The following is a 25398-nucleotide window of genomic DNA, read 5'->3' as shown; positions in this document are numbered from 1 at the left end:
ATTAAGATATCATTAAATCTTCCGTTTCTATACGGCTCTGTACCGTGCCGCTCAAAATCAAAGTTATCGTGTGATACCGGACTATAGCCGCTCTCAGCCCCTGCTTTTAGCTCGATTTTCGCCGATTTTCCGGGAAATCTGGCGGTTACGTGGCGATACTCGTCTTGTCACTGCCAGCATAAATTGCTATACTGACAGATGTTCTTACTTTATGTTATCTTTATACAAGGTATAAATATCATGCGGCAAGACCGCCCGGAGGAAACAGATGAAGATCATTATCGTGGGCGACGGCAAGGTGGGTGCCACCCTGACCGAACAGCTGTCCAAAGAGGGCCACGACCTGACGGTGATCGACCGCCGGCCCCAGGCCCTGCAGAGCCTGCAAGAGACATACGACGTGCGCTGTGTCTGCGGTAACGGCGCCGCCATGGGTGCCCTGGAAGAGGCCGGCGCCGGCGAAGCCGACCTGCTCATAGCCGCCACCTCGGCCGACGAGATCAATCTCCTGTGCTGCATCACCGCCAGCAAAATGGGCAGTGCCAGCACTATAGCCCGGGTGCGCAACACCGACTACGCCCAGCAGCTGGATCTGCTCAAAGACGAGTTGGGCCTGAGCATGACCATCAACCCCGAGCGCACCGCCGCCCGGGAGATCTACCACATCCTGCGGGCCCCCTCGTCGGTCAACCGCGACTTTTTCGCCGGCGGCAAGGTGGAGCTCGTCGAGCTGCACATCCCCCAAAACAGCGCTATCGTCGGGCAGCCGCTGTCAAAGCTGTATAAAAAGTCGGGGGCCAAGGTGCTCATCTGCGCCGTCACCCGCGGCGACGAGGTGGTCATCCCCTCCGGCGACTTTGTGGTGGCTGCCGGCGACAACATCCACGTCACCGCCCAGCCGCAGGATATGGCTGTGCTGCTGCGCTACCTGGGCATCAAAACGCCCCGCATCCAGGCAGTCACCATCCTGGGCGGCAGCCGCATCGCCTACTACCTGGCCACCCGGCTCATGAGCACCGGTGTGCGGGTCAAGATCATCGAAAAAGAGTACGAGACCTGCCGCCACCTGTCGCAGCTGCTGCCCGGGGCGCTCATCATCCACGGCGACGCCACCCAAAAAGTGCTGCTCGACGAGGAGGGCCTGCGAGACGCCGACGCGCTGGTGAGCCTGATGAACTTCGACGAGACCAACGCGATCGTCTCGATGTACGCCATGCAGCAGGGGCTGCCCAAAGTCATCGCCAAGATCGACCGCATCGACTATATGAACATCTTTAAAAAGATGGATGTGCAGACCTTTATCAGCCCCAAAAGGCTCATCTGCAACCACGTGCTGCGCTATGTGCGGGCCATGACCGCCTCCAGCGGCAGCTCCTTTAATACCATGTACCAGCTGGTGGGCGGCCGGGTCGAGGCGCTGGAATTTACCGCCTCCCCCGCCACCAAATACTTAAATGTCCCCTTTAAAGACGCGCCGGTGCGCAGCGGGGTGCTCATCGCCTGTATCCTGCGGCGGCAAAAAGTCATCATCGCCACCGGCAACGACTGCATCCAGGACAGTGACACCGTCATCCTCGTCACCACCTCCGAGATGCAGGTCAGCGACCTCAACGACATCTTCCAGTAGCTCGTCCCCCGTCCGCGCCAAAAAACTGTCATACAGAGGAGTTTTGTTATGAATCGCCGTATGGTCGGCTACCTTTTGGGCCAGCTGATGCTGGTAGAACTGCTGGTGCTGATACCGCCGATGTTTATCTCGATGTACTGCGGGGAGTGGCACGCAGTACGGGCCTTTTTATACACCATCCTGCTGGTGGCCGCCGGCGGTCTGGCACTGCTGCGCCTCAAACCCCAAAACAAGGCCATCTACTCGGCCGAGGGGTTTGTGGTCACCGCCCTGGGTTGGGTCCTTCTCTCCTTTTTTGGGGGGCTGCCGTTTTTCTTCAGCGGTGCGATCACCAATCCGTTCGACTGCTTTTTCGAGATCGTCTCCGGCTTTACCACCACCGGAGCCAGCATTTTAAGCGATGTTGAGGTGCTGCCCAAAGGCATCCTCTTCTGGCGCAGCTTCACCCACTGGCTGGGCGGCATGGGCGTGCTGGTATTTTTGCTGGCGGTAGCGCCCGGCCACAAGAGCGGCGAGGGGCACGACCTGTACCTGATGCGGGCCGAGAGCCCCGGCCCGGCGGTGGACAAGCTCACCTCCAAGATCCGCCAGAGCGCCAAGATCCTGTACGCCATCTACATTGGCATGAGTGTACTCGAGACGGTACTGCTGCTGGCCGGCGGCATGCCGCTGTTCGATAGTCTGTGCAACATGTTCGGCACTGCCGGCACCGGCGGCTTCTCCATCAAAAACGCCAGCATGGCCGCTTACCCCAGCTTTTACCTGCAGGGGGTGGTCACCGTCTTTATGGCCCTGTTCGGGGTCAACTTCACCATCTTCTACCTGCTGCTCATCCGCGAGTTCTCACAGGCCCTGCACGACGAGGAGCTGCGCTGCTATCTCGGTATCATGCTGGGGTCCATCGCGCTGATCACCATCAACGTGCTGCCCCATTACAAGACCTGGTTCGAGGCCCTGCACCACGCCGCTTTTCAGGTGTCCTCGGTCATGACCACTACCGGCTACGCCACCACCGACTTTAATGCCTGGCCCCAGCTGTCCAAGACCATCCTGGTGCTGCTGATGATCCTGGGTGCCAGCGCCGGCTCTACCGGCGGCGGCATCAAGTCGGCCCGTATCGTGATCTTATTCAAGTCGGTGCGCAAAGAGATACGGCGCATGCTGCACCCGCGGGCAGTGCAGACGGTGCAGATGAACGGCAAACCGCTGGAGGACCGCATCATCAAAGGTGTAAACGTGTTCATGGCGGTGTATTTCTGCGTGATGGGCGTCTCGTTTTTGCTGGTCTCGCTGGACGATTTTGACATGATCACCAACCTGACGGCGGTGCTCAGCTGTCTCAATAACATCGGCCCCGGGCTGGAACTGGTAGGGCCAACCGGCAACTTCGGCCACTTTTCCAACTTCAGCAAGCTGGTGCTCACTGCCGATATGTTGCTGGGCCGCCTCGAGATCTTCCCCATGTTGCTGCTGTTTAGCCCCACCGCCTGGAAGTGCCGCCGCGATATCCGCTGCCGCAAACGCGCCTAGCCTATTGGGGGTGTACTGGCCGTCAGGGCGTTACAGTACCCCGTCTTATCTAAAAAAAGAGGAGAGCAAAAGCTCTCCTCTTTTTTATCCACTGCAAACAACTGGACCGACTTTCCTTAAAAACGGTCTGCAGTCTGTTCCGGCCCGTGCTATCCGGTCTAAGCAGTCAGCTCCACTTTACGTCTCCCCCGCATATCTCCCGTCCCAAAAAATATGTATAAGACCACTTTCGGCTGCCGCTTTTTCTTGTGGCCAACAAATTTAAAAGCCTTTATCCAGGGTCTCAAAACTTTTTGTGCCCAGCACTAGCACTTACACTAGCACCAGCACACATATCCCACATCTCCCCGCCGCCCCAAGGCAAAACACTTTAATTTTCATAATTTCAGCCAAACTCTGCGCAAACGGTCACAGTTTTTACAATTTATTAATATTTAAAGTTTTATTTGATACTTTTTCGGTATTTCGACCTATATTTTCCGTTTTTTGCATATTTTAGGGTAAAATTCATTAAGAAAACTTTAGTTCTATGGAAAATTATGCTATACTTCTCAAAAATACAGGAAAGTGGCCATGGGGCATTTCTGTCTCCATTTAGGCCCTATTTTTGCGGAGGAACGCCATGAAATACACCAAAAAACTGCTGTCCGTACTGCTGTCGGCGGCACTGCTCTGTACTGCTCTGCCCACTGTGCTGCCGGTGCGGGCCGCCGACCGGGTAGACCTGGTCACCCAGCTGCCCACCGCCCTCACGCCGTCTGCTGCCTTTACCGCCATGGCGGTGGGCGGCAGCACCGACGAGCAGGGCGAAAAAGCCAACCTGTGGTTCGACTGGTCGCTCGACTCGGTCGGCGACACCAGCTATATCCAGCAGACCGGCAGCGCCTTCGCCACCAAATTTTTCGAGCAGCAAACACGCGTGCCCACCGCCGACGACTACCTGGCCGCCAGCGATGACGACCTGCCGCCGATCGGGTTTCAGTTTTCCTGTATCCTATCTGATAACATTTCCGTAGAGAGCGCACAGTTGGGCGTCTTCCCCATTCAGGTCGAGGGCGAAAACATCGGCAACTACGCCATCTCTCTGTCCGGCGGCTCGCTCCTTGTCACCGGCAGCTTTGACAAATCTGTCTACGCCCGCACCTCTGTCGCCGGCCGCCACAGCATGGAACTAAACGTCGACCCGCAGGGCGACAGCGACCCCGAATTTTCAGTGGAGCCCAAAAACGGCCAACTGCAGGTGGCGGTAGAATTTAAGACCAGTGGCGGCGGCAGCGGCCAACCCAACAGCAACTACACCCTGCAAAAATCCGCTTTGCCCCGCAGCGACACCGACCCGCACATCACCTATACGCTCACCGCCGGGCTCAAGCCCGATGCCCCGGCCGACGCCACACTGGCCGGGCTGGTATTTTCCGATCCGATCCCCCAGGGTCTCACCGTCACCGGTGTCGAGCTCGACGGTACCGCGCTAGAGGATGTAAGCGGCTATACCATTACCGACGGCACCTTATCCATCATCATCCCCGCTGTGGGCAGCGCCCCGGTGACCAGTGCTGTCGTCACCGTAAATACCCAGGCCGACCTGGCTACCTACCAGGCTTTTCTCGAAGGCCAGGAGCGCGCATTTCAAAATACGGCCGTGTTGCACCGAGCCGACTCGCCCAAGTCACTGGCCATCTCCGACCCGGTCACATCTGACCTGAAAGGCGCCTTTTTCTCCAAATCAGAGGGCCAACAGGTCCGCTCTAATGGCAGGCGCTACCAGTGGACAGTGACCGCACAGACCTATTTTACCGGCGGGCAGGTGTGGCTGGTCGACCGCATCCAGCACATCGATACCGCCCACATGTACGAGCTGAGCGGCGGCAGCCTCTCCTACCAGCTCAACGGCAGCAGCTATACGGCAGCCCGCGACAGTAGTTTTTCTGCGTCTTATAGCGCGCTCACTGCCGATATTCTGCAAAACAGCGGCCAAAACGCCCCTTTTTACTACACCTGCGACACCGATCACAACGGTATCGACGACGAAGCCGTGCTCATCATCCCCCTGACGGGGGCTCAGCTCAGCGATCCGCTCATCTTAAAATACTGTACGCAGGTGGTGGAACAGAGCGAGCAGGACTACCAGAACAAGGTGCTAAAAAACGACGCCACCATGCTGTGGAGCGCCGTCGGCTATGGCCCGGGGCCCGGAGAGCTGCCGGCCTTCTCGTTCTCCCTGCAAAAAGAGACTACTGCCCACTACAATCTGGGCGAAAAAACCTATTCCAAATACGACCAGGACACACGGCTGCTCACCTGGCAATTCGATGTCAATCAGTGCGGTAAAGAGATGGGCGACGTGCGCATCACCGACGTGTTAAGCGACCATAGCCAGCGGTTTGCCGCACTGCGCTGGCAGGTAAACGGCGGCGCCGCCCAGGATGTTCCTTACTGGGACGGCACGGGCACGGCACCGGCTGCTCCCTACTACCAAAAAGCCACCGACAGCGGCGCCACTTCTCTCACGATCCATCTGGGGAATATCCCCGCCGATCAGCTGTATACCTTATCTTTAGATACCGAGGTCGTAGACGCCGCCTTTTTGGCCACCCAGGGTAGTGCCGTCGATCCGGCCATCCAAAACACTGCCACTATCTACGCCAATGTCGGCGGCGCACCGCAGGTATCCGCTCTTGACGCCGGCAAAAAGCTGCCCAACACGCTCCTCACCAAAAAGGCGATCAAGCGCGACGGCAGCACCGAGGGCTCTCAGTACGACTATCAGGCCCATGCGGTAAACTGGCAGGTCACCGTCAACCCCCACCACATCCCCCTCGTCGACGGTGTACTCACCGACACGCTGCCCGTCGGCACCTCTTTTAAAGCGCTGCTGTCCGTTAGGCGCACCACCGCAGCGGGCGGCGTAAGCGACGGCGATATCAGCAGTCTCGTCGATGGGGCAGGTACAGTAACCTTTACCGACGGCAGCGCAGTAGAACTCTCACACGATCTGGCGACAAACGATTCCGGTTTTTCGGCTGATACCGCCACCTTTACGTTGCGGCCATCCGGCGGCAACACGACCGCCGACCAGTATACTTTCACCTTTTGCACCTCGGTAGATCAGGACTACCGCGACCAGGCTTTTGTCAGTATGCAGCAACAAAAGCTGGTCAATAACGCAGTCCTCACCGGCAGCGTGGCCGACATAGTAGATGGGGCTCTTTCCCCTCTATCAGCCAGTGCCAGCGCCACCCAGACCTTTAAAGCACCACCGGCAGACAAATCCGGTCAATATCACGCCAATACCCAGTACGGCGATCTGGGAAAAGTCGATTATGCCAGCTGGAAAGTAGTGATGAACGCCGATCAGATCGATATGGCCGGTGCGTCGCTGGTGGACCAGCTGCCCAGCTGGTTCGAGCTCGACCCCTCCTCGGTCGATATTCGCGAGGCGACGATAGATGCCGACGGCAAAGCTACGGTCAAGCCCGGGGCGGCCGCCATCACCGAGGGGCTCACCGCCGCCTATGACGGCTTTACCTTTGCCGTGCCCACGCAGTTGGCCCGCACACCGCTCATCATCACCTTTGATACGCTGCTGGTAGACAGCACCAGCGCCGGAAACATGAAAAACGGCGTCTCGCTGCGCTGGGATGACGGCCGTGAAGCAGCTACTGCCCAGGTACAGGCCAGCGGAGCGGCCGCCTTTGATGTGGGCCGCTACGCCACAGCTCTGTCGGTCCCCTACTTGCAGATCGATAAGACCAGCACCAACAACGCCGGTTTCACCGCCGACGGTCGGCCGCTGTTTGCTCTCGGCGGTGCCGAGTTCACGCTGGTACCGCTCACTTATAGCAGCAGCGGCTGGGCGCCCGACCCCAGCGCCCTGACCAAGACCCGCACCACCGCACAAACCAGTGGCACTGCTCTGTTTTTGTTCCTGCAGCGCGACACGCTCTACCTGCTGGTAGAGACGAGCGCCCCGGCTGGTTATTCGGTCGATACAGCCCCCAGCTATGTAGTGTTTCAAACGAAAGATCCAACGGCAACATACCCCGCCGGTACCACCGTTATCGACGGCAGCGAGCACGGTGCCTGTATCACCGTAGAAAACCAGCCTCAGACCGGCGGCAGCCAGCAGCAGGGGTCGGTCTGGCTTACCAAGCAGACCAAGACCGGCCAGCCTCTGCCAGGTGCCGTGTTCACCCTGCACGACAGGAGCGGCAAAACTGTCGACCAGCAGGCCACAAGCGGCCGCAGCGGGCTCGTTCATTTTGACCATGTCGACCCCGGCCAATACACGTTGGACGAGCAGTGCCCCAGTGGGTTTGCCACTGCCCCCAGTTACGAGGTGACGGTGCAGTACGACACCGCTGACGGGTACCAGTTTACCATGTCGGGAACCAGCGGCCTGACCGGAGACCCGGACAGCGGTTACACCGTTACCAATACCTATACCGTAGGCGATGTATCACTGCGTAAAACGCAGTCAGAAAGTGCCGATATACCGGTTTCGGGGGCCGAATTCACCATATATGCCGATGGACAAGACCAGCCGGCCGCCTATTTGCTGGAAGACCCCGCAGTGCCGGGCAGTTACCGGCTCTCGTCGACCAGCGTGCGCGGCGCTACCGCCACCGCACAAAATGCCTACGGCGATCAGTACTGGCAGCTGCAGCCCGATGGGCAGCTGATGCTGCTCACCGGTACATACGCCCTGCGGGAGACTGTGGTGCCTTTCGGCTTTAACGCCTCATCCGGCGACCCGCTGTGCACCTTTACTGTGACCGATCATACCAAGGGACAGCCGGTACAGCTGCAGGTGCAAAACGGGCTGGCCCACGTCTCAAAAACGGTAGAAAAGCGGTGGGACGACGATGGTGACCGCGACGGCTTGCGGCCGGCCGCAGTGACTGTGCAGCTGCTGGCCGACGGCACGCCGTTAGGCGACCCGGTACAGGTGACCAGCCAAAATGGCTGGACCTATACCTGGCCCGACCTGCTCTACGCCCGCGGCGGCCGCGAGATCGTCTACTCGGTGCAGGAAATAGCAGTGCCCACGGGGTATTCGGTCCACTACAGCGCCGACCGCCTTCTCATCACCAACACGCATCAGATTCAGCAGACCCAGCGCTCGGTGACTAAGCGCTGGTCAGACGACGGCGATCAGGCGGCTGCCCGGCCCGATACCATCACCGTACAGCTGCTGGCCGATGGGCAAGCTGTCGGGGAGCCGGTGCAGCTGGATGCGCAGAGCGGCTGGTCGTACACCTGGCCGCAGCTGCCGCAAAACAGCGGCGGCCAGCCCCTTCGCTACACTGCGCAGGAGATCGACTGCCCCGCCGGTTACACGGCCAGCTACAGCGATGATACCTTTACCATCACCAACACCTATCAGCCCCAAGCACCGATAACCGACCGGCCCGGCGACAGTGCCCACGGCGGCACTGCTCACACGGGAGACAGCAGTTCTACGCCCCTGTTCTGGTGGTTGGTCCAGGTCTCTCTGCTGGCGGCTATCCCGCTGTTTTACCGCCGTCAAAAACGCGATCGATCTTGATCTAACAACCAAAAAAAGGACCGGTGAGCCGTACCGGTCCTTTTTTTGTTGCGGGGCGATCGCAGCGCGCCGCCAGGTATCACCAAAAAACATGTATTCGGCGACAGTTCTCTGATCGGATCAGAGCGCATATCTGGCAGCAATCGCTCAGTCGGCGACGGCGCGGCTGGCCATATTACAGTGGCCCAGGTAGAGAGAAAAATCCTGCCGCAGAGTATCGGTGCTGGGGATGCGGTCGCCCTGCTCATCAAAGAAATAGAGTTTTTCTGCCGGCAACAGAATGCGTATCTCCTCTTCCTGCTGCTGCCAGTTACAGGGCCGCTTCATCTTCATCTGCCCCAGTGGGGTCGAGAGCAGATAGATGCTGTCATCGCCCAGCTGTTCGGTCGAGAGGATCTTGGCGGGCATCGTGAGCCCCGGCTCGCCGGTACCCGCGGTGCGTACCTCTTCGGGACGGATGGCTACCGAGCCCCTGTTCCAGGGTAGAATATTGCAGGGCGGGGAACCGATAAAGCCGGCCACAAAGGTGTTTTGCGGGTCGGTATAGATCTGCTGCGGGGTACCCCGCTGCATGATCTTACCCTGATTTAAAATAACGATATCGGTACCCATACTCATGGCCTCGACCTGATCGTGGGTGACGTATAAAAAGGTGCTGCCCAGCTGGCGGTACAGCTGCGAGATCTTTACCCGCATCTGGTTGCGCAGCTTAGCATCCAGATTTGACAGCGGCTCATCCATCAAAAACACCTTGGGGCTTTTGACCAGTGCCCGGGCCAGCGCCACCCGCTGCCGTTGGCCGCCCGACATCTGCGCCGGCCGTTTTTGTGCCTGGTCGCCCAACTCTACCATGGCCAGCGCGTCCTGTACCCGCCGCCGGCGCTCTTCTTTGGGCACTTTTTTGATCTTTAAACCGTATTCCACGTTCTGTTCGGCGGTCATGTGCGGGTACAGCGCATAGTTTTGAAAGACCATAGCCAGCTGTCTCTGCCCCGGCTCGGTATCGGTGATGTCCTGTCCGTCCAGCAGTACCCGACCCGAGGTGGGTGTCTCGAGCCCGGCGATGATGCGCAGCAAGGTGGATTTGCCACAGCCAGAGGGCCCTAACAGTACGGTAAAAGAGCCGTCCTCTATCTGGAGCTCCAGGTCTTTTAACACCTGGATATCTCTCGAAAAATTTTTGACGATGTGTTGTATCGTTATGGCGCCCAAAGTATCACTCCCCTATCAATTTGAGCTGCAGTGCCTGTATCTCTTCCGACGACAGTCCGATCTCAGCCAGGTAACCGGCGGCGCTGCGGTAGCGGTGGTGCAGGTGCTGCAGCGTGCGGGCCATATCCTGCGGCTTTGCCTGCAGCAGGTAGTCGGGCACATGCATACCCAACGCCTCCATCTGCGCCTTTTGGCTGGCAAACAGGTCTTTCATATAGATCTCAGTAGCGGCGTAGTCGGCGATGATGGCCTCTTCGCTCACACCGCACAGCTCCAGCAGCAGCATGGCGACGGTACCGGTGCGGTCTTTGCCGGCCGAACAGTGAAACAGCACCGTCTCACGGGGGTAGCGCAGTGCCGTCTGCATCACCTGGTAGATACTCGGGCCGGCGCTGTCGAGCAGGCCGATATACAGGTCGGCCATAGTGGGGGGAAAATCATTTCCCTGCAGCCCGCTGGACTGCACCCCGTCTGATATCGAGATGTTTTCATACTCGATATCGCAGTACCCCTTTAACCGGTTGGGCTCGCGCTGCAGCTCCTGTTCTGAGCGCAGGTCGATGACACAGCGCACCCCGTACTGGTACAGTGCCTGACGATCTTGTTCCGAGAGGCGGCCCAAACTGTCGGCCCGCAGAAAAGCACCTCTGCGTGTCGCTACACCGCCGGTACCGATATAGCCCCCCAGGTCACGGACGTTTTTTGCCCCCTGTAAGGGTAGAGGCCGTGAAACTGCCAAAGTATTTTTTGTGATCACTATTTGATCCCCCATTTCATAAAACTGTCTACAATGTGGCGCTGTAGAATGATGTAGATGATGAGGATAGGCAGACAGGAGATGGTGGTGGCAGCCATCAGTGAGCCCCACATATTCACGTCACTGCTGACAAACGACTTGATGCCGATCTGAATAGGTGCGCTCTCCAGCTTTTTAGTCACCAGCATGGGCCAGAGATACTCGTTCCAGGAATTTATGAATAACAGGATACCCAGCGAGGAGATGGTCGCTTTCATAGGCGGTAACACCACTCGAGTGAGGATCTGCCACTCCCCCGCCCCATCGAGTCGGGCGGCATCGATCAGTGCCCGCGGGAACTGGTTAAAGCCCTGATACATCGAGATGACGGCAAATGCCGAGGCGGCAAACGGCAGCACGATGGCCAGAGGGTTTCCCTGCAGGCCCCACTCGTTTACCTGGATGTAGTTGGGGATCATGGTGGCCTGAGCGGGGATGAGCCAGGTGAGGGTGAGCATCGTGTAGAGAATGCCCCGCCCTTTAAATTGCCACCTGGTCAGGGCGTAAGCGGCCAGAATAGAGGTGAGCAGCTGTAGCGCCGTCATGGCGATGGCTATGATAAAGGAATTGAGCAGCATGCGGCTGATAGGCATTTGCTCAAAGGCGTAGGTGTAATTTTCCAGCGTGGGGGCAGCCGGCCAAAAGGCTGTACCAAAGATCTCTCCCTGATTTTTAAAGGAGGAGACCACCATCCAGTACAGCGGAAACACCGCCAACAGCGAGAGCAGTACCAAAAGGCCGTGTTTGCCTATGCTGCCACATTTTTTGCGCAGTGTATACACAGGGGTTCCCTCCTCTCTAGTTATCGTAAAAGGCATATTTTTTCGACAGTCTCATCATTACCAGCGCGATGAGACCAAACACAATGAAAAACAGAGCCGCTGCGGCCGCCGACAAGCCTACATTCATATCGCTAAACCCAAATTTGTACATCATATAGTAGATGTTGGTCGAGGAGCCGTACGGGCCACCTTGACTGAGCACATCGATATAAGCAAAAGTCCACTGGCTGGCAAACAGCACGCTCATCATCACCATCAACATGACCGTTGGCGAGAGCAGCGGCAGTGTAATAGTAAAAAATTGGCGGATATTGCTGGCACCGTCCAGCTTGGCCGACTCGTAGTACTCCCGGTTGACGCCGGAGATCGCCGCCGAAAACATGAGCGTAGAAAAACCGATCATCTTCCAGCCGGTAATGAGCAGGATCATCAGACGCGAAAAGGTCTCGTTAGAGAAAAAGGCGATGCCCTGCTCGATAATGCCCAGATCGATGAGCAGCTTGTTGACCAGGCCGTTGGTGGGGTGCAGCAGCCACTGAAAGATGACGCTCACAGCTACCGGAGCCATGATCATAGGAACAAAAAACAGCGCCCGATATACCTTCTGCGCCCGGCCGCGCACCGTTTGGGTGGCGGCGGCGATAAACAGCGGCAACACGATCGAAAAGGGGAGCAGCCCCAGCGTGTAAAACAGCGTGTTTTTTACTGCCGGCCAAAAATCTTTGTTAGAAAACAATTTGGTAAAGTTTTGCAGTCCCACAAATTCCGGGGTGGTGCCGGGTACCATAGACCACTTATACCCGGCAAGCCCCAGTGTTTGGCACAGCGGTTTGTACACCCAAAAGCCGATGAGCGCCACCGCCGGCAACATGAACAGGTAGGGCTTTAATTTGGCCAGTGAGATCTTTTTATGGGAAACCGCCCCCGGCGGGGCGGTCATAGCGGCAGTTTTCATCTGTCTGCCTCCCTTACTGTTGGGCCAAGATCTTGTCGATCTGAGACTGGGCCTCTTTTAACGTCTCTTCCACATCGGCATCGGTGGTGAGCGATCTAGTGATCGCGTCGGTAAAGATGGTAAAGCACTCAGTAGCAGTACCGGCGGGCCAGATCGTGACCGGCTTTACATTTTTGAGCTGGTCTATATTCACCCGCACCAGAGGATTTTCATCTACGAACGATTTGAGGTATTTCTCATCATCGGCCAGGTAGGTGCGAAGGGGCAGATAACCGATCTCTGAGGTGATGATGGTATAGCCTTCATCGCCGGTGACGTATTTGATAAACTCCCAGATTGCCTTGGCCTTTAAGTCGCTGTCGGGGCGAACCGCCAGGCAGGAACCGGAGTTGACCGGTGCCGGCGTCTTTTCGCCAAACGATGGCATTGCTGCGCCGTAGACTTTCCATCCACCGGCCTCAGCCGAGGACAGAATGCCCGACAGCAGCGAGGTTGACTGGATGTGCATGCCCACATTGCCGGCCATAAAAGCCTGCGACACTTCGCTGTCGGTTCCCAGCGCCGCTACCCCAGAAGTAAAGAACTCTTTCCACTTGGAGATGGCCTCTACCCCTTCTTTAGAGGCAAAGGTGGCCTTCGTGCGGTCGCTGTTTAGCATGCTGCCGCCGTTAGAGAAAATGACCCCTTCGGTGACCCAGCCATTTTGCGGGCTCAGTCCAAAACCGTCTTTACCGGTCTTTTCTTTGATTTGCTTGGCGGCGGCCAGCACCTCGTCCCAGGTCTTAGGCGGGTCGTTAGGGTCAAGTCCGGCCTGCTCGAACAGCGTGCCGTTTATGTAGAGGATAGGGGTACTGAAAGTAAAGGCCAGCCCATAGGTCTTGCCGTCGATCTGGCCGAGCTTTACGGCGTTTTGCTCCATGCCGGAAAAGTGTTCTTCCAGCTCGTCTTTGGGAAACACATCCTCATAGGCCTTGATACCCATATTCTCTTTCGAGTCGTCTAAGCTGTTCCAGCCATGCTGGACGATGTCTACCTGCTGGCCGGCCTGGATATCAGATTTATACTTGGACATGTTGGCATCGGGCACGCCCTCGACGATCACCCCTTTTTCTTTGCCGACCGTGTCGTTAAATTCCTGGATGAGGTGTTCCATGCCCGGTTTCATACTGGGATAGGTGAGACTGTACGAGTAGAAGGTGACTTTGGTGGGGTTTTCAGGGTCCAGCTCACTGCCGGTGTTGCCACCGGTCTCTTTGCTGTCGCCGCAGCCGGTAAAAACCGACAGAGCCAATGTGCCGGCCAGCAGCGCGGCAGCTGCTCTTTTGGCAAAGATCTTTTTCATATGTTCTCTCCTCTTCTTCTGATAGATCGCTCTTTGTCCGCAACATCTAATCTTTCATCATGGCCTGCAGCTGCTGTATGCTGATATCGGCCACGCTGGCGGCTACCGGCGTGTTGGGGTGTACCTCGCTTTTTACTCCGTTCTGGCTGACCGTTACCAGACTGTAACAGGTCTGGGTGGTAAAATGCAGGCCCGCCCCATCCACAGAAAAGCCAAAGGCCAGCGAATCAGCCACCAGTTGCGGTTTGCCGCCCACCAGCGACAAACTGTTCTGGTGGGTATGCCCGCAGAAGATCGCCGCGATATCGCTCTCTTTTACGATCTGCTGCAGGCGGGGAGACACCTCGACGCCCGGTACCATGCCGCCTTCGTCCATGATGGGGTGGTGAAAGCAGAGCACGCTCCCGCGCGGTGCCGGCTGCTGTACCTGCCGGGCCAGCCAGTCAAGCTGAGACTCGCTGATAGTACCGTTTTCTTTGCCTTCGACAGCTGAGTCCAGGCAGATCACGCGCAGGCCATCGATCTCAGTCACCGCCAGATAGGGCTCACTGCTGGGAGCCTCTTTTAAATAGCCCTGACGAAACGCCGCTTTGCGGTCGTGATTACCCAAACAACAGACAGCCGGTATCTCGGGGATCTCCTCCCTTAAAATATCGGCCAGCAGCGCGTAGTCCTCTGTCTGCCCCTCGTGGATCAGATCGCCGGTGATGAGCAAAAAACTGGGCTTGGCGGCGGCGATGCAGGTCAGTGCACGGCGCAGGTTTTCAGCCGGGCTGGGTGCTGCTGCAAAGATAGCATCCATGCCGGTATCCTGATAGCTCTTTCGAATATGGGTATCTGAGATGTGCGCAAAGGTGATCGGTCGCAACATGTATTCCCTCCAGATCTTTGTTTGTTTTACCTTGTTTTAGGTCCTCTATTATTATAACTTGCACAAAGCGTGACCCAATAGAGGGGCTGCAAAACCTGTGTAAAGAGTGGATATGCAAAATGGGATCTGTGTAAAGAGCGCGCGCCCCTCTGCAAAGAGCCGGTAAACTGCGATCATCTACCGGTAAATATCTGGTAAGGACCCGCTGTGTTGTGTCTCACCGCCCTGTGTCTGCACCGGCATACACAGGGCGGGAACACCAACCTCTGCCCACGCAAAAAGAGCAGTCTCTCCGATCACCAGAGAAACTGCTCTTTTCATTTATTCTGAGTTGAGGAGATCGCCAGTTGCCCCTAGGCAGTCGTATGTCTGCCGGCACCCGCTGCGGCACTCACGTGCTCGCTTAAAAATTGCTCCGTCTGCTTGGCCGGCATGGGCCTGGCATAGTAAAACCCCTGTATCTGGTCTACGCCAAAGTTCTCAACCAGCTGGCTCTGCGCCAAGTCCTCTACGCCTTCAGCCACGACTACCATCCCCAGATCTTTAAAGGTGTGCACCAGGTTTTTCACCGTTCGCGCCGACTTTTCACTGTCGATAGAGGCCCATACCAAGCTCTTGTCAAATTTGAGCGTATCAAAAGGGATACTGATAACGGTGGCGATGTTCGAATAGCCGGTACCAAAGTCATCCAGCCCGATGAGCAGGCCGTGTCGCTCCATCTCCCGTGCAAAACTGGCCACCACTTCTGTACTCTCGGCCAGCGTGCTCTCGGTAAATTCGATCTTGATAGCCGACAGCGGCGTGCCGTTTTGATGTATGATATCCAGCACGCGATCGGCCAGATCGGGCTGGGAAAACTGCAGAGCCGAAAAGTTGACATGTACGGCGCCGATATCGAGCGACTGGGCGAGCAGGCGATTTACAAACTTGCACACCTTGTCGAGCACCAGATAGGTCATCTCGACGATGAGCCCGGTCTCCTCGGCAATGGGGATGAACTCAGACGGGTAAATAGGGCCGATCGATGAATCGGGAATGCGCATGAGCGACTCGGCATAGCGAAAGCTGCCGTCCTCGACCGAGTAAATAGGCTGGTAATAGAGCTCGACCTCCCGCTTTTGCAGGCGCTCTTTGAGGATATTCACAATGCTGCGGCGGCGCTCCAGCTCGGCGAGCATAGCCTGGTCGCAGTAGCATATCTTCCCATACCGCCCTGTTTTGGCCCTGGCTACAGCATATTCTACCGCACTGATGATGTTTTCCAGCGTCATGCTGTCGTCTTGGCGGCGCATGATCCCCATCACCGCCGGCAGCGTAAAGCTCAGATCGCCCACCATCCAGGTCTCAGTCATGCGCTGCTGGACAGCTTCTACACAGCCGCGCGCCTGCCGTTCACCGTCACCGTAAAAGAGCAGGGCAAACTCGTCACCGCTAAAGCGATACACATTCTCCCGCGGGCCTACCCGGCTCAAAAAGCGGCAGACAGCACACAACAGCTCATCGCCCCGCTGTTGGCCATAGGCGCTGTTTATCTGGCGAAAATCCCGCAGCGATACGACTACGAGCGTAAAGCTGACACCTGGCTGGCGCTTTACGATCAACTCCAACATGTCCAGTAGCTCCTGCCGATTGGGCACACCGGTGAGATAATCCTGCGAGATCTGCTTGTTTTGCAGGTGCAGGTAGATGATGAGCATGGCGCAGGTCGCCGCCGAACCCGACAGGATGATATTGGGATAGACCTGCTGCACCACGATGACCAACACCGCCAAAACCGGAAAAGCTGCTAAGATCCGGTAAACCGATGGGGGCACGCGCCGCCTCCCCAACACCGTGACGGCGATACTGGCCACACAGTACAGATAAAAAAGCAGGTAGGTGATCATCACCCACGGGCCGCGGACGTATCCCAGTTGTCGGTCCAGGTAAAACAGCAGCCCGGTAAATGGGTTTATGAGCACCATAACAGCGTAGCCGACAGCTGGCACCACCCCCAGCAAAACGATACGGCGCAGCTGTCGCCCTTCGGGGTAGATGACCGAGACGGCATACAGAAAATAGGCCAGCCCCATCAGCGGGGTGAGCAGATAGTATACCGTGGTCACTATATTGGTGAGCCAGAGTGGCGCCACCCGACTTTTATACAGCAAAAGCGTCGACAGGATATTGCTGGCCATGGCACAGAAAGTGACCAGTAAACAGCCCTGAAACACCCGATTTTTCAGGGTGGGCAGGTGGCTGCCTTTGCGGGCATACACCCCAATGATCCCCAGTATGACCAGAGAGATACACTCTGGTGCGATGTTCCAGCTCATTTCATCAGCCCGCCGTTCCCCGGCAAAAGCCGGCTGCCTTTGCCCAGTTATTCATGTGTCTATTCTAACACAAGTTGCCTGATCACACAATCGATAGCAAGTCGAGCCGGCGTCTCTTCTCTGTGACTCATATTCTGTCAGCTGACGGCAGCAGTGGGCATATCGAACAAGCACAGAACAAGCACATTTGTATATAAAAAGGCAGAGCATTTTAGATGCTCTGCCTTTTTATATTTACGGTACTCATGCAGATCGCCGCCAACGGCTGCCGGGCCGCCGGGACCTATTCTCCCCCGGTAGGAAAAGATTTCATCTTAACGGCGCTCTACCAGCACCTGCACACATTACTGGGGGCCACTGTGCCGGAACTACTAATCAACTCGCCAGCTCAACAGCTTGCCGGTCTTCACTTCTACCAGACCTTTATCGGTGATCTTCAGCTCTGGGCTGACCGGCAAACTGGTAGTACAAAAACTCATCACCGGCTCGTAGTGCTCATACCCCAGTGCGCGCATGGCGTCCTGTACCTCCGCCAACTGACGGCCGGTCTCCTCCATGGGCTCCTCGCTGAGCAGCCCCGCTACCGGCAGGTGGATGGTGGCCAGCACCTTACCGTTTTCTACCACGCACATACCGCCCTGCATCTCGATGAGCTGATTGACCGCCAGAGCCATATCGGTGGCACTGCGGCCCACCACCATCAGATTGTGGTGATCATGGGCATAGGTCGTGGCCACTGCGCCGCGCTTTATGGTGCCGCCGCTGGTAAAGCCCCAGCCTATCCCGCCATTTTTGCCGTAGCGCTCAAACACAGCTGTCAGGGCAGCAGGGCCGCTCTCCCACTGGACCTGCCCGTCTGCTACGGGCAGCGTAAAGTGCTGCTCGCTGGTCTGAGTGCGGTCGGGGTGTACCTGCATAGCCCGCACGGTGACACTGTCGCCGCTGGCTTTTAGGACAAAGGTGTCGGCGGCGACCGGCTTGACCTGCACGCTATGATAAAACTTTTTGGGGAAAGCGCCGGGCCGCCCCACCGGCTCGATACCTATCTGACTGTCGTATACCAAGCGGCCGTTTTTATATGTGCTGTGGGCCACAAAGCCCGGCAGGTCCTCCATCACCACCATATCGGCGATACGGCCCGGTGCGATAGCGCCGCGGTCGAACAGGCGCATACGGCGAGCGGCGGTATAAGTGGCACAATAAACAGCATCCTCCACCCGCATACCCAGCTCCACCGCACCGGCAGCCACGGTGTTGAGGTGGCCCTTATGCACCAGCACATCGGCCATCGTGTCGTCGGTGACAAAAGCAGTGTGCTCGAACAGCTGATTTTCACAGATAAAATCGATCACTTCTTTTTTGAGCATCTTATTTTGCAGCTCAAAGAACATCCCTTTAAAATAGCGGTGCTGCACCTCTTCCAGATCGTGCTCGGTGTGGTCTGAATCAATACCGGTATAGATATAGCGCGACAGTTCAACACCTTTGATACGGGGACAATGACCCTCTAACGGCATATCTGGTTTGTGTTGGCGCAGGTAACGCACAAATTGATTGGGACGGCTGTCGGGGTCGTTTAAGACTCCACGGGTGTCCATCACCTCCCCCAGACACAGGATACCCGGCGCATCCATCAGCGCTTTTAACTCATCCATACCGATGATGCCGCCGGTCGTCTCGAGTTCTTCGCTGGTAGAGGGTACCGAGCTGGATATTCCGTAATACACGTCCATCTTCTGCGGATCGCAGGCATCGATCATCGCCTGTATGCCCTCAATCCCAAAGGCGTTGGCGATTTCATGGGGCTCACTGACGATGGTGGTCACCCCATACTTTACCAGATAATCGCAAAACGGCATGGGCGCCGACATCGAGCTCTCGATATGCATATGGATATCGATCAGACCGGGAATGACGTAGCGTCCCCCCAGGTCGACTCTCTCATCAGCCTCGAATTGCTCTACATCTTTTTCGCCTACACCCACATGTAAAAAGCGCCCATCCAGCACTGCGGCATAGCCGGCAAAAAACCTCTTAAAATAGCTGTTATAAAAATTTCCGTTTACAAACAGTTTGTCCACTCTCATAAAATGGTCCCTTTCTGCCCTTCCGGGCGGCGGAGCGTGGTTTCTCTACCCCTCTATTATAAGGGCCGGCAGATGCTATTGCAATACAGTGGGGGCAGTGCCGATCAGATCGGCAAATATCTGGCCGCTGGGCGACAGCGCACTGCTTTTCAGCTTGCACCATGAGACCCACCGGGCGGGCACGGCAAATTCGGTCTGCAATTTAAATACCAGGTTCCACTTTAAATAGTGGGCGGCAAATTCCTCGATGACACAGGATACTCCCAAGTTGATACGGGCCAAGTCCAGCAGCAGGTCGTGAGAACCCAGCTCTATCTCCGGCGCAATTTGAATACCCTGCTGGGCAAATAAGCGGTCGATGCGCCGGCGGGCGTTAGATTTGCGCTCGAGCAAGATGAGCGGCAGGTCTGCCAGCTGCCGGGCGGTGAGCGGTCTGCCAGCTAAGTGTCGGTACTCATCACCGGCCACGAACACGTCATGCACTTTAAAAAAGGGATGTTCCTCCAGCGCAGCGTCCTTAACTGGTGAGTTGACAAAGGCAATGTCCACGTCGCGGCTCTTGAGCATTTGTACCGCTTCGATCGAGGTGCCGTTGATAATGGAGAGGTGGATATAGGGGTAGATGCGGTGAAAGCTGTCGAGCTGGTTTAAGATGACGAAGCGGGAAATCGTATCGGATACCCCGATCTTCAGCTCTCCTTTTTCCAGTTTGGCATACTGGCCCAGCTGCTCCTCCCCCTGACGGATACTTTTAAGCCCCTCATCGATGTACCCGTATAACAGCCGTCCCTCCGGCGTGAGCGCGATCTGCTTGCCGCGGCGGTCAAACAGCGCTACCCCCAGTTGGCTCTCAAGGTTTTTGATCGACTGGCTCACCGCCGACTGAGAGATGAACAGCGCCTCGGCAGCAGCGGAAAAGCTGCCCCGGCGAGCCACTTCGCGAAAGGTTCGGTACAGTTCTAATTTGACGTCCATAGGCTCTCCTTGCATTAGTATCACTTATATAAAATATTAGCAATATCTATTTTACTTATAAATCTAACTATAGTATACTGTACGGGTAACAGGCTGTAAAGGCCTGCCTTCCAGTGTGATGGCAGACCGTGATCGCCGGGCGGCTACCGCCCGGGACAAAAGGAGTTAACGAACATGAGCAAACTGGTTGGAACCATCTCCCGCGGGATCAAATTGCCCATCGTCAAGGAAGGCGATGATCTGGCTGATATCGTTGTGCAGTCGCTGCTGGATGCCGCCCAGAGCGAGGATTTCTCTCTGCAGGACCGCGATGTGGTGGCCGTGACCGAGTCGGTCGTAGCGCGCACCCAGGGCAACTACGCCACTGTGGATGACATTGCCGCAGATGTGCGCGAAAAATTTGGTCCCGACTGTGTGGGACTGGTCTTCCCCATCCTCAGCCGCAACCGGTTTGCCATCTGTTTAAAAGGTATTGCCAAAGCCGTTAAAAAGGTCGTCATCCAGCTGAGCTACCCCTCCGACGAGGTCGGCAACCACCTCATCGATGTAGACAGTCTGGATGAAAAAGGCATCAGCCCCTGGGATGACGTGCTCACCGCCGCCCAGTTTAAAGAGCTGTTCGGCTCGATCATCCACCCCTTTACCGGGGTCGACTACATCCAGTACTACACCGATGTGGTAGAGTCTGCCGGCGCCGAGTGCCAGATCATTTTGGCCAACCGCCCGGCCGCCATCTTAGAGTACACCCGCAATGTGCTGGCCTGTGATATCCATACCCGCCAGCGCACCTGTCAAAAGCTGCGTCAGTCCGGCGCCGAGAAGGTATATGACCTGACCGATATCCTCAAGGCCCCACACAACGGCAGTGGTTTTAATCAGAACTACGGTCTGCTGGGTTCGAACAAATCGACCGAAGATACCGTAAAGCTGTTCCCGCAGAACTGTGATGTATTTGTCAACCGGGTAGCCGAGCTGCTACGCGAGAAGACCGGGAAATCAATTGAAGTCATGGTCTACGGCGACGGCGCTTTTAAAGACCCGGTGGGCAACATTTGGGAGCTGGCCGACCCGGTGGTCTCACCCGCGCACACGGCCGGTCTCGTCGGTACCCCCAACGAACTGAAACTGAAGTACCTGGCCGACAACGATTTTGCCGATCTCTCGGGCGAGGAACTCAAAAAAGCGGTGAGCGAGCGTATCAGCCATAAAAAAGAGCAGATGGTCGGCGATATGGCCGCCCAGGGCACAACTCCTCGCCGCCTGACCGATCTGATCGGCTCGCTGTGCGACCTGACCTCGGGCTCTGGTGACAAAGGTACCCCGGTGGTACTGGTACAAAATTATTTTGACAACTACACCAAATAGGTTTTCTTCCTCACTTTACAAAAAGGGCTGTGCTACATACTGTAGCACAGCTCTTTTTGCAGGTGGCGATCTGCAGCAGTTGACAGCAAGGTAACCGCTATGTGGGCGCGCTGAGCACCCATACCCGGCACTGGCGCACCCCCATATCGATCGCCTGTTGATGCTGGGCCACTGCCATATCGATGCGGTTGCCGTTGATTGCCGAGCCGGTATCGTGGGCAAAGCGCACCCCGATCCCCTCGATATAGAGCATACTGCCCAGTGGGATGACGCTGGGGTCTACCGCCACTGTAAAGCCGGGCATCACCGGGTTGCCGCTGTAAGTGGTGGGATTGCCACCACAGATATGCGGATACTGCTCAGTACAGTAGGCAAGCACTTCAAACTCGCCCTGATACTGGGCGGTAAAGGGCAGGTCTGGCTTTTGGGTGGGCAGCACCACCGGGGCACTGACCTCCACCGGCTGGTACACCACTTGATGCTGTACCAGCGGCTTTTGGGTGGCGGCCATGCTGCCCAGCAGAGCGATATCTGCGGTCGCCACCGTCAGCAGTGCCGCTGCAAAAAAGCGCCGAAAGCGCATTGCGTCTCCTCCTCTCACTGGTAGGGAGTTTGGGCTATCCGCTAGTCCCATATGCATGTACTTCCTGTTTTTTCCACTTCCGGCACAGCAATATACGCTGTATGGGACATTGTACCGCAGGTATCGGGGTACAACCTAGTTCTTTTTGCAGCACAAAAAAGGAGTTGTGGGTCTGTTCCCCACAACTCCTGTCGCAATCGCTTATCTCTCGTCGCCTATCTCTTTCATGGGTGTCGCATGGCCCATAGCAGAGCTGCACTACCGGCGCCCACACAGAGTACCGACCACCAAAGCAGCAGGCTATCACTGCCCGTAGCGGGGACCGTACTGCCATCCAGCACCAGGTCTGCATCATTTTCCAGCGTCTTGGGCGCAAAAGCAATGTCGGTGCGCCGCCACTGATCGGACCGCAAGGTCTGCGCCGGTATTTGGGTCGTAAACTGCAGTGCATAGCGCCCGGTACCCGGTAACGAGGCTACAGCATAGCCCTCTGTATCTACTGCTGTGGGCAGTTGCCGCCAACAATTTTCTGCGGTGTCTCGATACCACAGCTGCACCTGCCCGCCGTCATCCTGTAGGCCATAGAGCCAAAATCTCCCCTGCAGTTGCGGCAAAGTCGCGTCTTTCTGCCCGGCAGCGCCGGTATAGCTCAGCTGATAGCCCAATACCATCATCTGCTGATACCCTACAGCGGGCGTCAGCTGAACATCTTCCAGCTCCATTCTCTGCATCTGAATATCTCCACCTTCAGACATCTCGCCGGCAGCTAGGTCTAAGATCACCTCTCCCTGCAGACAGTAGCGATGGACAGCCGGAAAATCCAGTAGATACAGCTCGCGCTGGGCCAGTGGCAACCGGCCGGCATTGTAAACGGCGGTGCGCTCTAGTGCTGTCAGCGCGTCATATTGGTATTGCAACCGCTCTACCCGCCCTGTGTCGCGGCGGGTGAGCCGGCCCAGCGGCAGTGCCTCTAGCAGTCCGGTGAGCTCGTCCGCCCGGCTGCGCGAGAGCACCTCTACTAAAAAGCTGACGCTGGTGCTGCCTCCCCCTTCCGAGTAAGTGGCGGTGATGGTCTGCCGGCCGGGCAGGTCGCTGTGATAACCTGCTACTGCCAGTGCTGTCAGTGGATAGACCTGGGTATCACCGCTGTCAAACTGCACCTGTATGCGGGCATTGGGAGCAGTAAAAGCCTGCCCCTGCAAAAATACTGTCGGCGCGCCGGCCACCAGGTGGGCTGAGACCGGTCTTCGACTGCGCACCTGCACCCAAAAGCTGGCACTATTGCCGCCAAAGCAAACAGTGAGCTTTTGGCTGCCCAGCAGCTGGGGGCGATAGCCGCTGACCATATCTGAAGTGATGGGGACCTGCTCACTGCGACCGCCTTCATAGTACACGGTAAGCTGGGCGCCAGATAGTAAAAGCGGCTGACCCTGGATATACGTCTGCTTTTGCGGCGGGGAATGTACAGCGATCGCCAACACCGCTGCCACCTTCACCCGCACAGTAAAGCTGGTCTGCAGACCGCCCCACTGTACCGTTACCGTGCACGTCCCCGGATGACTGCTCGTAAAGCCCGTGCACATAGCGGCAGTCAGATCTACTGTTTCTCTTTTGCCATCGGGATACAGCAGCGTGACTTTACCGCCGGTGACGTCGAGCGGCTGACCGGGAAAATAATCGCTCTTGTAAGGGGCAGTCAACTCGATCCCCGTCGGTCGCGGAGCGAGCACCAACACCGAAAACGAAAGCTGTCGGCCATCATAGGTAACAGTGATCTGTTGCTGGCCCAACTGCTGTGGATCATAACCGATACAGTAAGAAAAAAGTAGCGGCAGCCGGTCGGTCTCCCCATTATCGTAGGTGAGCTGCAGCTCTCCACCAGTGAGGTCAAGCGGTTGGCCCTGTGTGTACTGCAGTTTGCTCGGCAATGCAGAGAATGCCAGCTTTTGCAGCTGTTTTTGCCGCACGGTGATATCGTAGCTGACCGTGTGGCCGCCATACGTCACTGTTATCGCCGCCGGGCCGATTACATCGGCCCGATAGCCGCTGCACCAGGCGGGATCGATATCCAGCTGCTGGGCACTGCCGTCGCTGTACCGGCACAAAAGCTTGCCGCCAACAGCTGTGAATATCTCTCCTTCTATATACGATGTTTTGGGTTCTTCCGCGATCTCGATTCCGGTCAGTGTCCGCTCCCCTACCTGCACCGAAAACTGCGTGGACTGACCCTGATAGTAGACCGCGATCTGTTGGGTGGTATTGGCCGCAAACGGCCCAGTGGGACTGCACATATCCAGAGCGAGCGGCACCGTCTGCTGGTCGCCGTCGGGGTAGGTACAGAGGATGCTGCCGCCATCGACCTCCAGCAGTTCTCCTGCTGCATACACCGTTTTTTGAGGCAGCGCCTGCATGGCGATCTCACGGGGCAGCTGTACGGTCTGCTGTATAGTGAAAACAGCCACCGCCTGGTTTTGCGCCGCATCGGTAACGGTGAGCTGATAGCTGCCCGGTTGGTCGAGTACTGTGCCGCTGACTATATCGGCCTGTACACCGCCGTCTTTTTTCAGGGCACCGCTGCCCTTATCAAAAGTTACGGTCACACTGCCGGTATACTCTGCTGTCGGCGCCGCTTTATTGAGCTGGATGACCGGCTTTTTTACCAGCGCCGAAAGAGAAAATACTGTTTGGTAGGTATAGGTATCCCCGCTCGTATCGCCGAGCATCACAGTGAGCGTATAGCTCTCCTGCACATCTTGTGTACCCAGCTTGGCTGTTAAGGTAAAGCCGCAGATCGCGACCGGTCCCCCGGGCAGCGGCGAGGAAAAATAGCCGGCAAAGGTGCGGTCGGGCACGCCACCGCCACCATCGATAAACATTCCTTCATCGGCGTATACTGACGGCAAATGGCTGTTGGAGGCCACCTCCTGTTCGTATATTTGGGGATCGCTCAAATCGGGGCGCGTCCACTGCAGGCCGCTGCTGCTCCCCTGCGCCGCCAGCTGTATCTCGACCGAATCGATCTGTGCGCCAGCCGCAGTGCCGTCGGCCAGTGCCACATCTATCTGTATAGGCGCCTTACCGGGGGCAGCGGCTCTCTGCGAGAGAGATGCCTGTACCACAACCGGGCCATCACCGGGCAGTTCTACCGGTTGAGGCGTTGATGCAGCAGACACCGGCTGGGCAAAGACCTGCCAGCAACCAAAAGCTAACTGCAGGCAAAATAGAAATGCCAAAAACAAACCGATCGGCCGACACTTTATACGCATACGCCACCTCGAAACTGCACCGATCTGTCATCGGTGCCATACTTCCAGCTTTCTCCATTTTATCACCCTTTTCATAATTTCGACATATATCGACACAACTTCTCCTTATTGTTGCACATCCCGAGGTATTTATGGGCGAAATGT

At 56.9% G+C, this 25398-nt stretch carries 15 protein-coding genes; 4 read left to right on the top strand and 11 right to left on the bottom strand.

Annotated features, from left to right (window positions below):
• The first annotated feature begins 268 nt into the window (after positions 1-268).
• The 3 genes from trkA to C6Y32_RS02445 all read left to right on the top strand — a co-directional run bounded on the left by trkA (position 269) and on the right by C6Y32_RS02445 (position 8705).
• Positions 269-1627, top strand: a complete 1359-nt coding sequence (gene trkA / locus C6Y32_RS02455) for a Trk system potassium transporter TrkA (protein ID WP_105203572.1) — start codon at positions 269-271, stop codon at positions 1625-1627.
• 48 nt (positions 1628-1675) lie between these two features.
• A complete protein-coding gene (locus C6Y32_RS02450; RefSeq protein ID WP_105203571.1) occupies positions 1676-3157 on the top strand; it encodes a TrkH family potassium uptake protein in 1482 nt (493 codons plus the stop codon).
• Positions 3158-3779: 622 nt separating this feature from the next.
• A complete protein-coding gene (locus tag C6Y32_RS02445) occupies positions 3780-8705 on the top strand; it encodes a Cna B-type domain-containing protein (protein WP_105203570.1) in 4926 nt (1641 codons plus the stop codon).
• A 147-nt stretch (positions 8706-8852) separates the two neighbouring features.
• Here C6Y32_RS02445 and C6Y32_RS02440 read toward each other — a convergent pair whose 3' ends face one another.
• The 9 genes from C6Y32_RS02440 to C6Y32_RS02400 all read right to left on the bottom strand — a co-directional run bounded on the left by C6Y32_RS02440 (position 8853) and on the right by C6Y32_RS02400 (position 20040).
• Positions 8853-9917 carry an ABC transporter ATP-binding protein gene (locus C6Y32_RS02440; protein ID WP_105203569.1) on the bottom strand — a complete coding sequence of 355 codons (1065 nt, stop codon included), beginning with the start codon at positions 9915-9917 and terminating at the stop codon, positions 8853-8855.
• Between the two features lie 4 nt (positions 9918-9921).
• Positions 9922-10689 (bottom strand): tyrosine-protein phosphatase, encoded by a 768-nt coding sequence (locus C6Y32_RS02435; protein ID WP_105203568.1) that lies wholly within the window; start codon positions 10687-10689, stop codon positions 9922-9924.
• On the bottom strand, positions 10674-11495 hold the full coding sequence (locus C6Y32_RS02430) for a carbohydrate ABC transporter permease (RefSeq protein WP_243562443.1): 822 nt from the start codon (positions 11493-11495) through the stop codon (positions 10674-10676). Before C6Y32_RS02430 ends, C6Y32_RS02435 begins: the two co-directional genes overlap by 16 nt.
• 16 nt (positions 11496-11511) lie before the next feature.
• A complete protein-coding gene (locus C6Y32_RS02425) occupies positions 11512-12450 on the bottom strand; it encodes a carbohydrate ABC transporter permease (RefSeq protein ID WP_105203566.1) in 939 nt (312 codons plus the stop codon).
• A 13-nt stretch (positions 12451-12463) separates the two neighbouring features.
• Positions 12464-13792: an ABC transporter substrate-binding protein gene (locus C6Y32_RS02420; protein ID WP_105203565.1), complete on the bottom strand. Its 1329-nt coding sequence runs from the start codon at positions 13790-13792 to the stop codon at positions 12464-12466.
• A 46-nt stretch (positions 13793-13838) separates the two neighbouring features.
• Positions 13839-14663, bottom strand: a complete 825-nt coding sequence (locus tag C6Y32_RS02415) for a metallophosphoesterase family protein (protein WP_105203564.1) — start codon at positions 14661-14663, stop codon at positions 13839-13841.
• Between the two features lie 353 nt (positions 14664-15016).
• Positions 15017-16978: a putative bifunctional diguanylate cyclase/phosphodiesterase gene (locus tag C6Y32_RS02410; protein ID WP_105203563.1), complete on the bottom strand. Its 1962-nt coding sequence runs from the start codon at positions 16976-16978 to the stop codon at positions 15017-15019.
• A gap of 371 nt (positions 16979-17349) precedes the next feature.
• Positions 17350-19065 (bottom strand): adenine deaminase C-terminal domain-containing protein, encoded by a 1716-nt coding sequence (locus C6Y32_RS02405; protein ID WP_105203562.1) that lies wholly within the window; start codon positions 19063-19065, stop codon positions 17350-17352.
• 75 nt (positions 19066-19140) lie between these two features.
• Positions 19141-20040, bottom strand: coding sequence for a LysR family transcriptional regulator (locus tag C6Y32_RS02400; protein WP_164998095.1), 900 nt, complete (start codon positions 20038-20040; stop codon positions 19141-19143).
• A gap of 174 nt (positions 20041-20214) precedes the next feature.
• Between C6Y32_RS02400 and C6Y32_RS02395 the strand changes: the two genes are divergently transcribed.
• Positions 20215-21405 (top strand): coenzyme F420-0:L-glutamate ligase, encoded by a 1191-nt coding sequence (locus C6Y32_RS02395; protein WP_105203560.1) that lies wholly within the window; start codon positions 20215-20217, stop codon positions 21403-21405.
• Positions 21406-21502: 97 nt separating this feature from the next.
• Here C6Y32_RS02395 and C6Y32_RS02390 read toward each other — a convergent pair whose 3' ends face one another.
• Both C6Y32_RS02390 and C6Y32_RS02385 read right to left on the bottom strand, forming a co-directional pair.
• Entirely contained in the window at positions 21503-21988 is a 486-nt protein-coding gene (locus C6Y32_RS02390; RefSeq protein ID WP_243562441.1) for a 3D domain-containing protein, read from the bottom strand.
• Positions 21989-22212: 224 nt separating this feature from the next.
• Positions 22213-25107 carry a bacterial Ig-like domain-containing protein gene (locus tag C6Y32_RS02385; protein WP_164998094.1) on the bottom strand — a complete coding sequence of 965 codons (2895 nt, stop codon included), beginning with the start codon at positions 25105-25107 and terminating at the stop codon, positions 22213-22215.
• Positions 25108-25398 lie beyond the last annotated feature (291 nt).

Source organism: Neobittarella massiliensis (ex Bilen et al. 2018), assembly GCF_900289145.1.
In the GTDB taxonomy this organism is placed as follows: domain Bacteria; phylum Bacillota; class Clostridia; order Oscillospirales; family Ruminococcaceae; genus Neobittarella; species Neobittarella massiliensis.
Note: the sequence above shows the minus strand (reverse complement) of the source record. Positions and strands in the feature narration are given on the sequence as shown.

Bases quoted from the DNA above. Each gene is read 5' to 3' on its own strand.
- trkA (WP_105203572.1), top strand. From the start codon at position 269: ATGAAGATCATTATCGTGGGCGACGGCAAGGTGGGTGCCACCCTGACC.
- C6Y32_RS02450 (WP_105203571.1), top strand. From the start codon at position 1,676: ATGAATCGCCGTATGGTCGGCTACCTTTTGGGCCAGCTGATGCTGGTA.
- C6Y32_RS02445 (WP_105203570.1), top strand. From the start codon at position 3,780: ATGAAATACACCAAAAAACTGCTGTCCGTACTGCTGTCGGCGGCACTG.
- C6Y32_RS02435 (WP_105203568.1), bottom strand. From the start codon at position 10,689: ATGGGGGATCAAATAGTGATCACAAAAAATACTTTGGCAGTTTCACGG.
- C6Y32_RS02425 (WP_105203566.1), bottom strand. From the start codon at position 12,450: ATGAAAACTGCCGCTATGACCGCCCCGCCGGGGGCGGTTTCCCATAAA.
- C6Y32_RS02420 (WP_105203565.1), bottom strand. From the start codon at position 13,792: ATGAAAAAGATCTTTGCCAAAAGAGCAGCTGCCGCGCTGCTGGCCGGC.
- C6Y32_RS02415 (WP_105203564.1), bottom strand. From the start codon at position 14,663: ATGTTGCGACCGATCACCTTTGCGCACATCTCAGATACCCATATTCGA.
- C6Y32_RS02410 (WP_105203563.1), bottom strand. From the start codon at position 16,978: ATGAGCTGGAACATCGCACCAGAGTGTATCTCTCTGGTCATACTGGGG.
- C6Y32_RS02405 (WP_105203562.1), bottom strand. From the start codon at position 19,065: ATGAGAGTGGACAAACTGTTTGTAAACGGAAATTTTTATAACAGCTAT.
- C6Y32_RS02400 (WP_164998095.1), bottom strand. From the start codon at position 20,040: ATGGACGTCAAATTAGAACTGTACCGAACCTTTCGCGAAGTGGCTCGC.
- C6Y32_RS02395 (WP_105203560.1), top strand. From the start codon at position 20,215: ATGAGCAAACTGGTTGGAACCATCTCCCGCGGGATCAAATTGCCCATC.
- C6Y32_RS02390 (WP_243562441.1), bottom strand. From the start codon at position 21,988: ATGCGCTTTCGGCGCTTTTTTGCAGCGGCACTGCTGACGGTGGCGACC.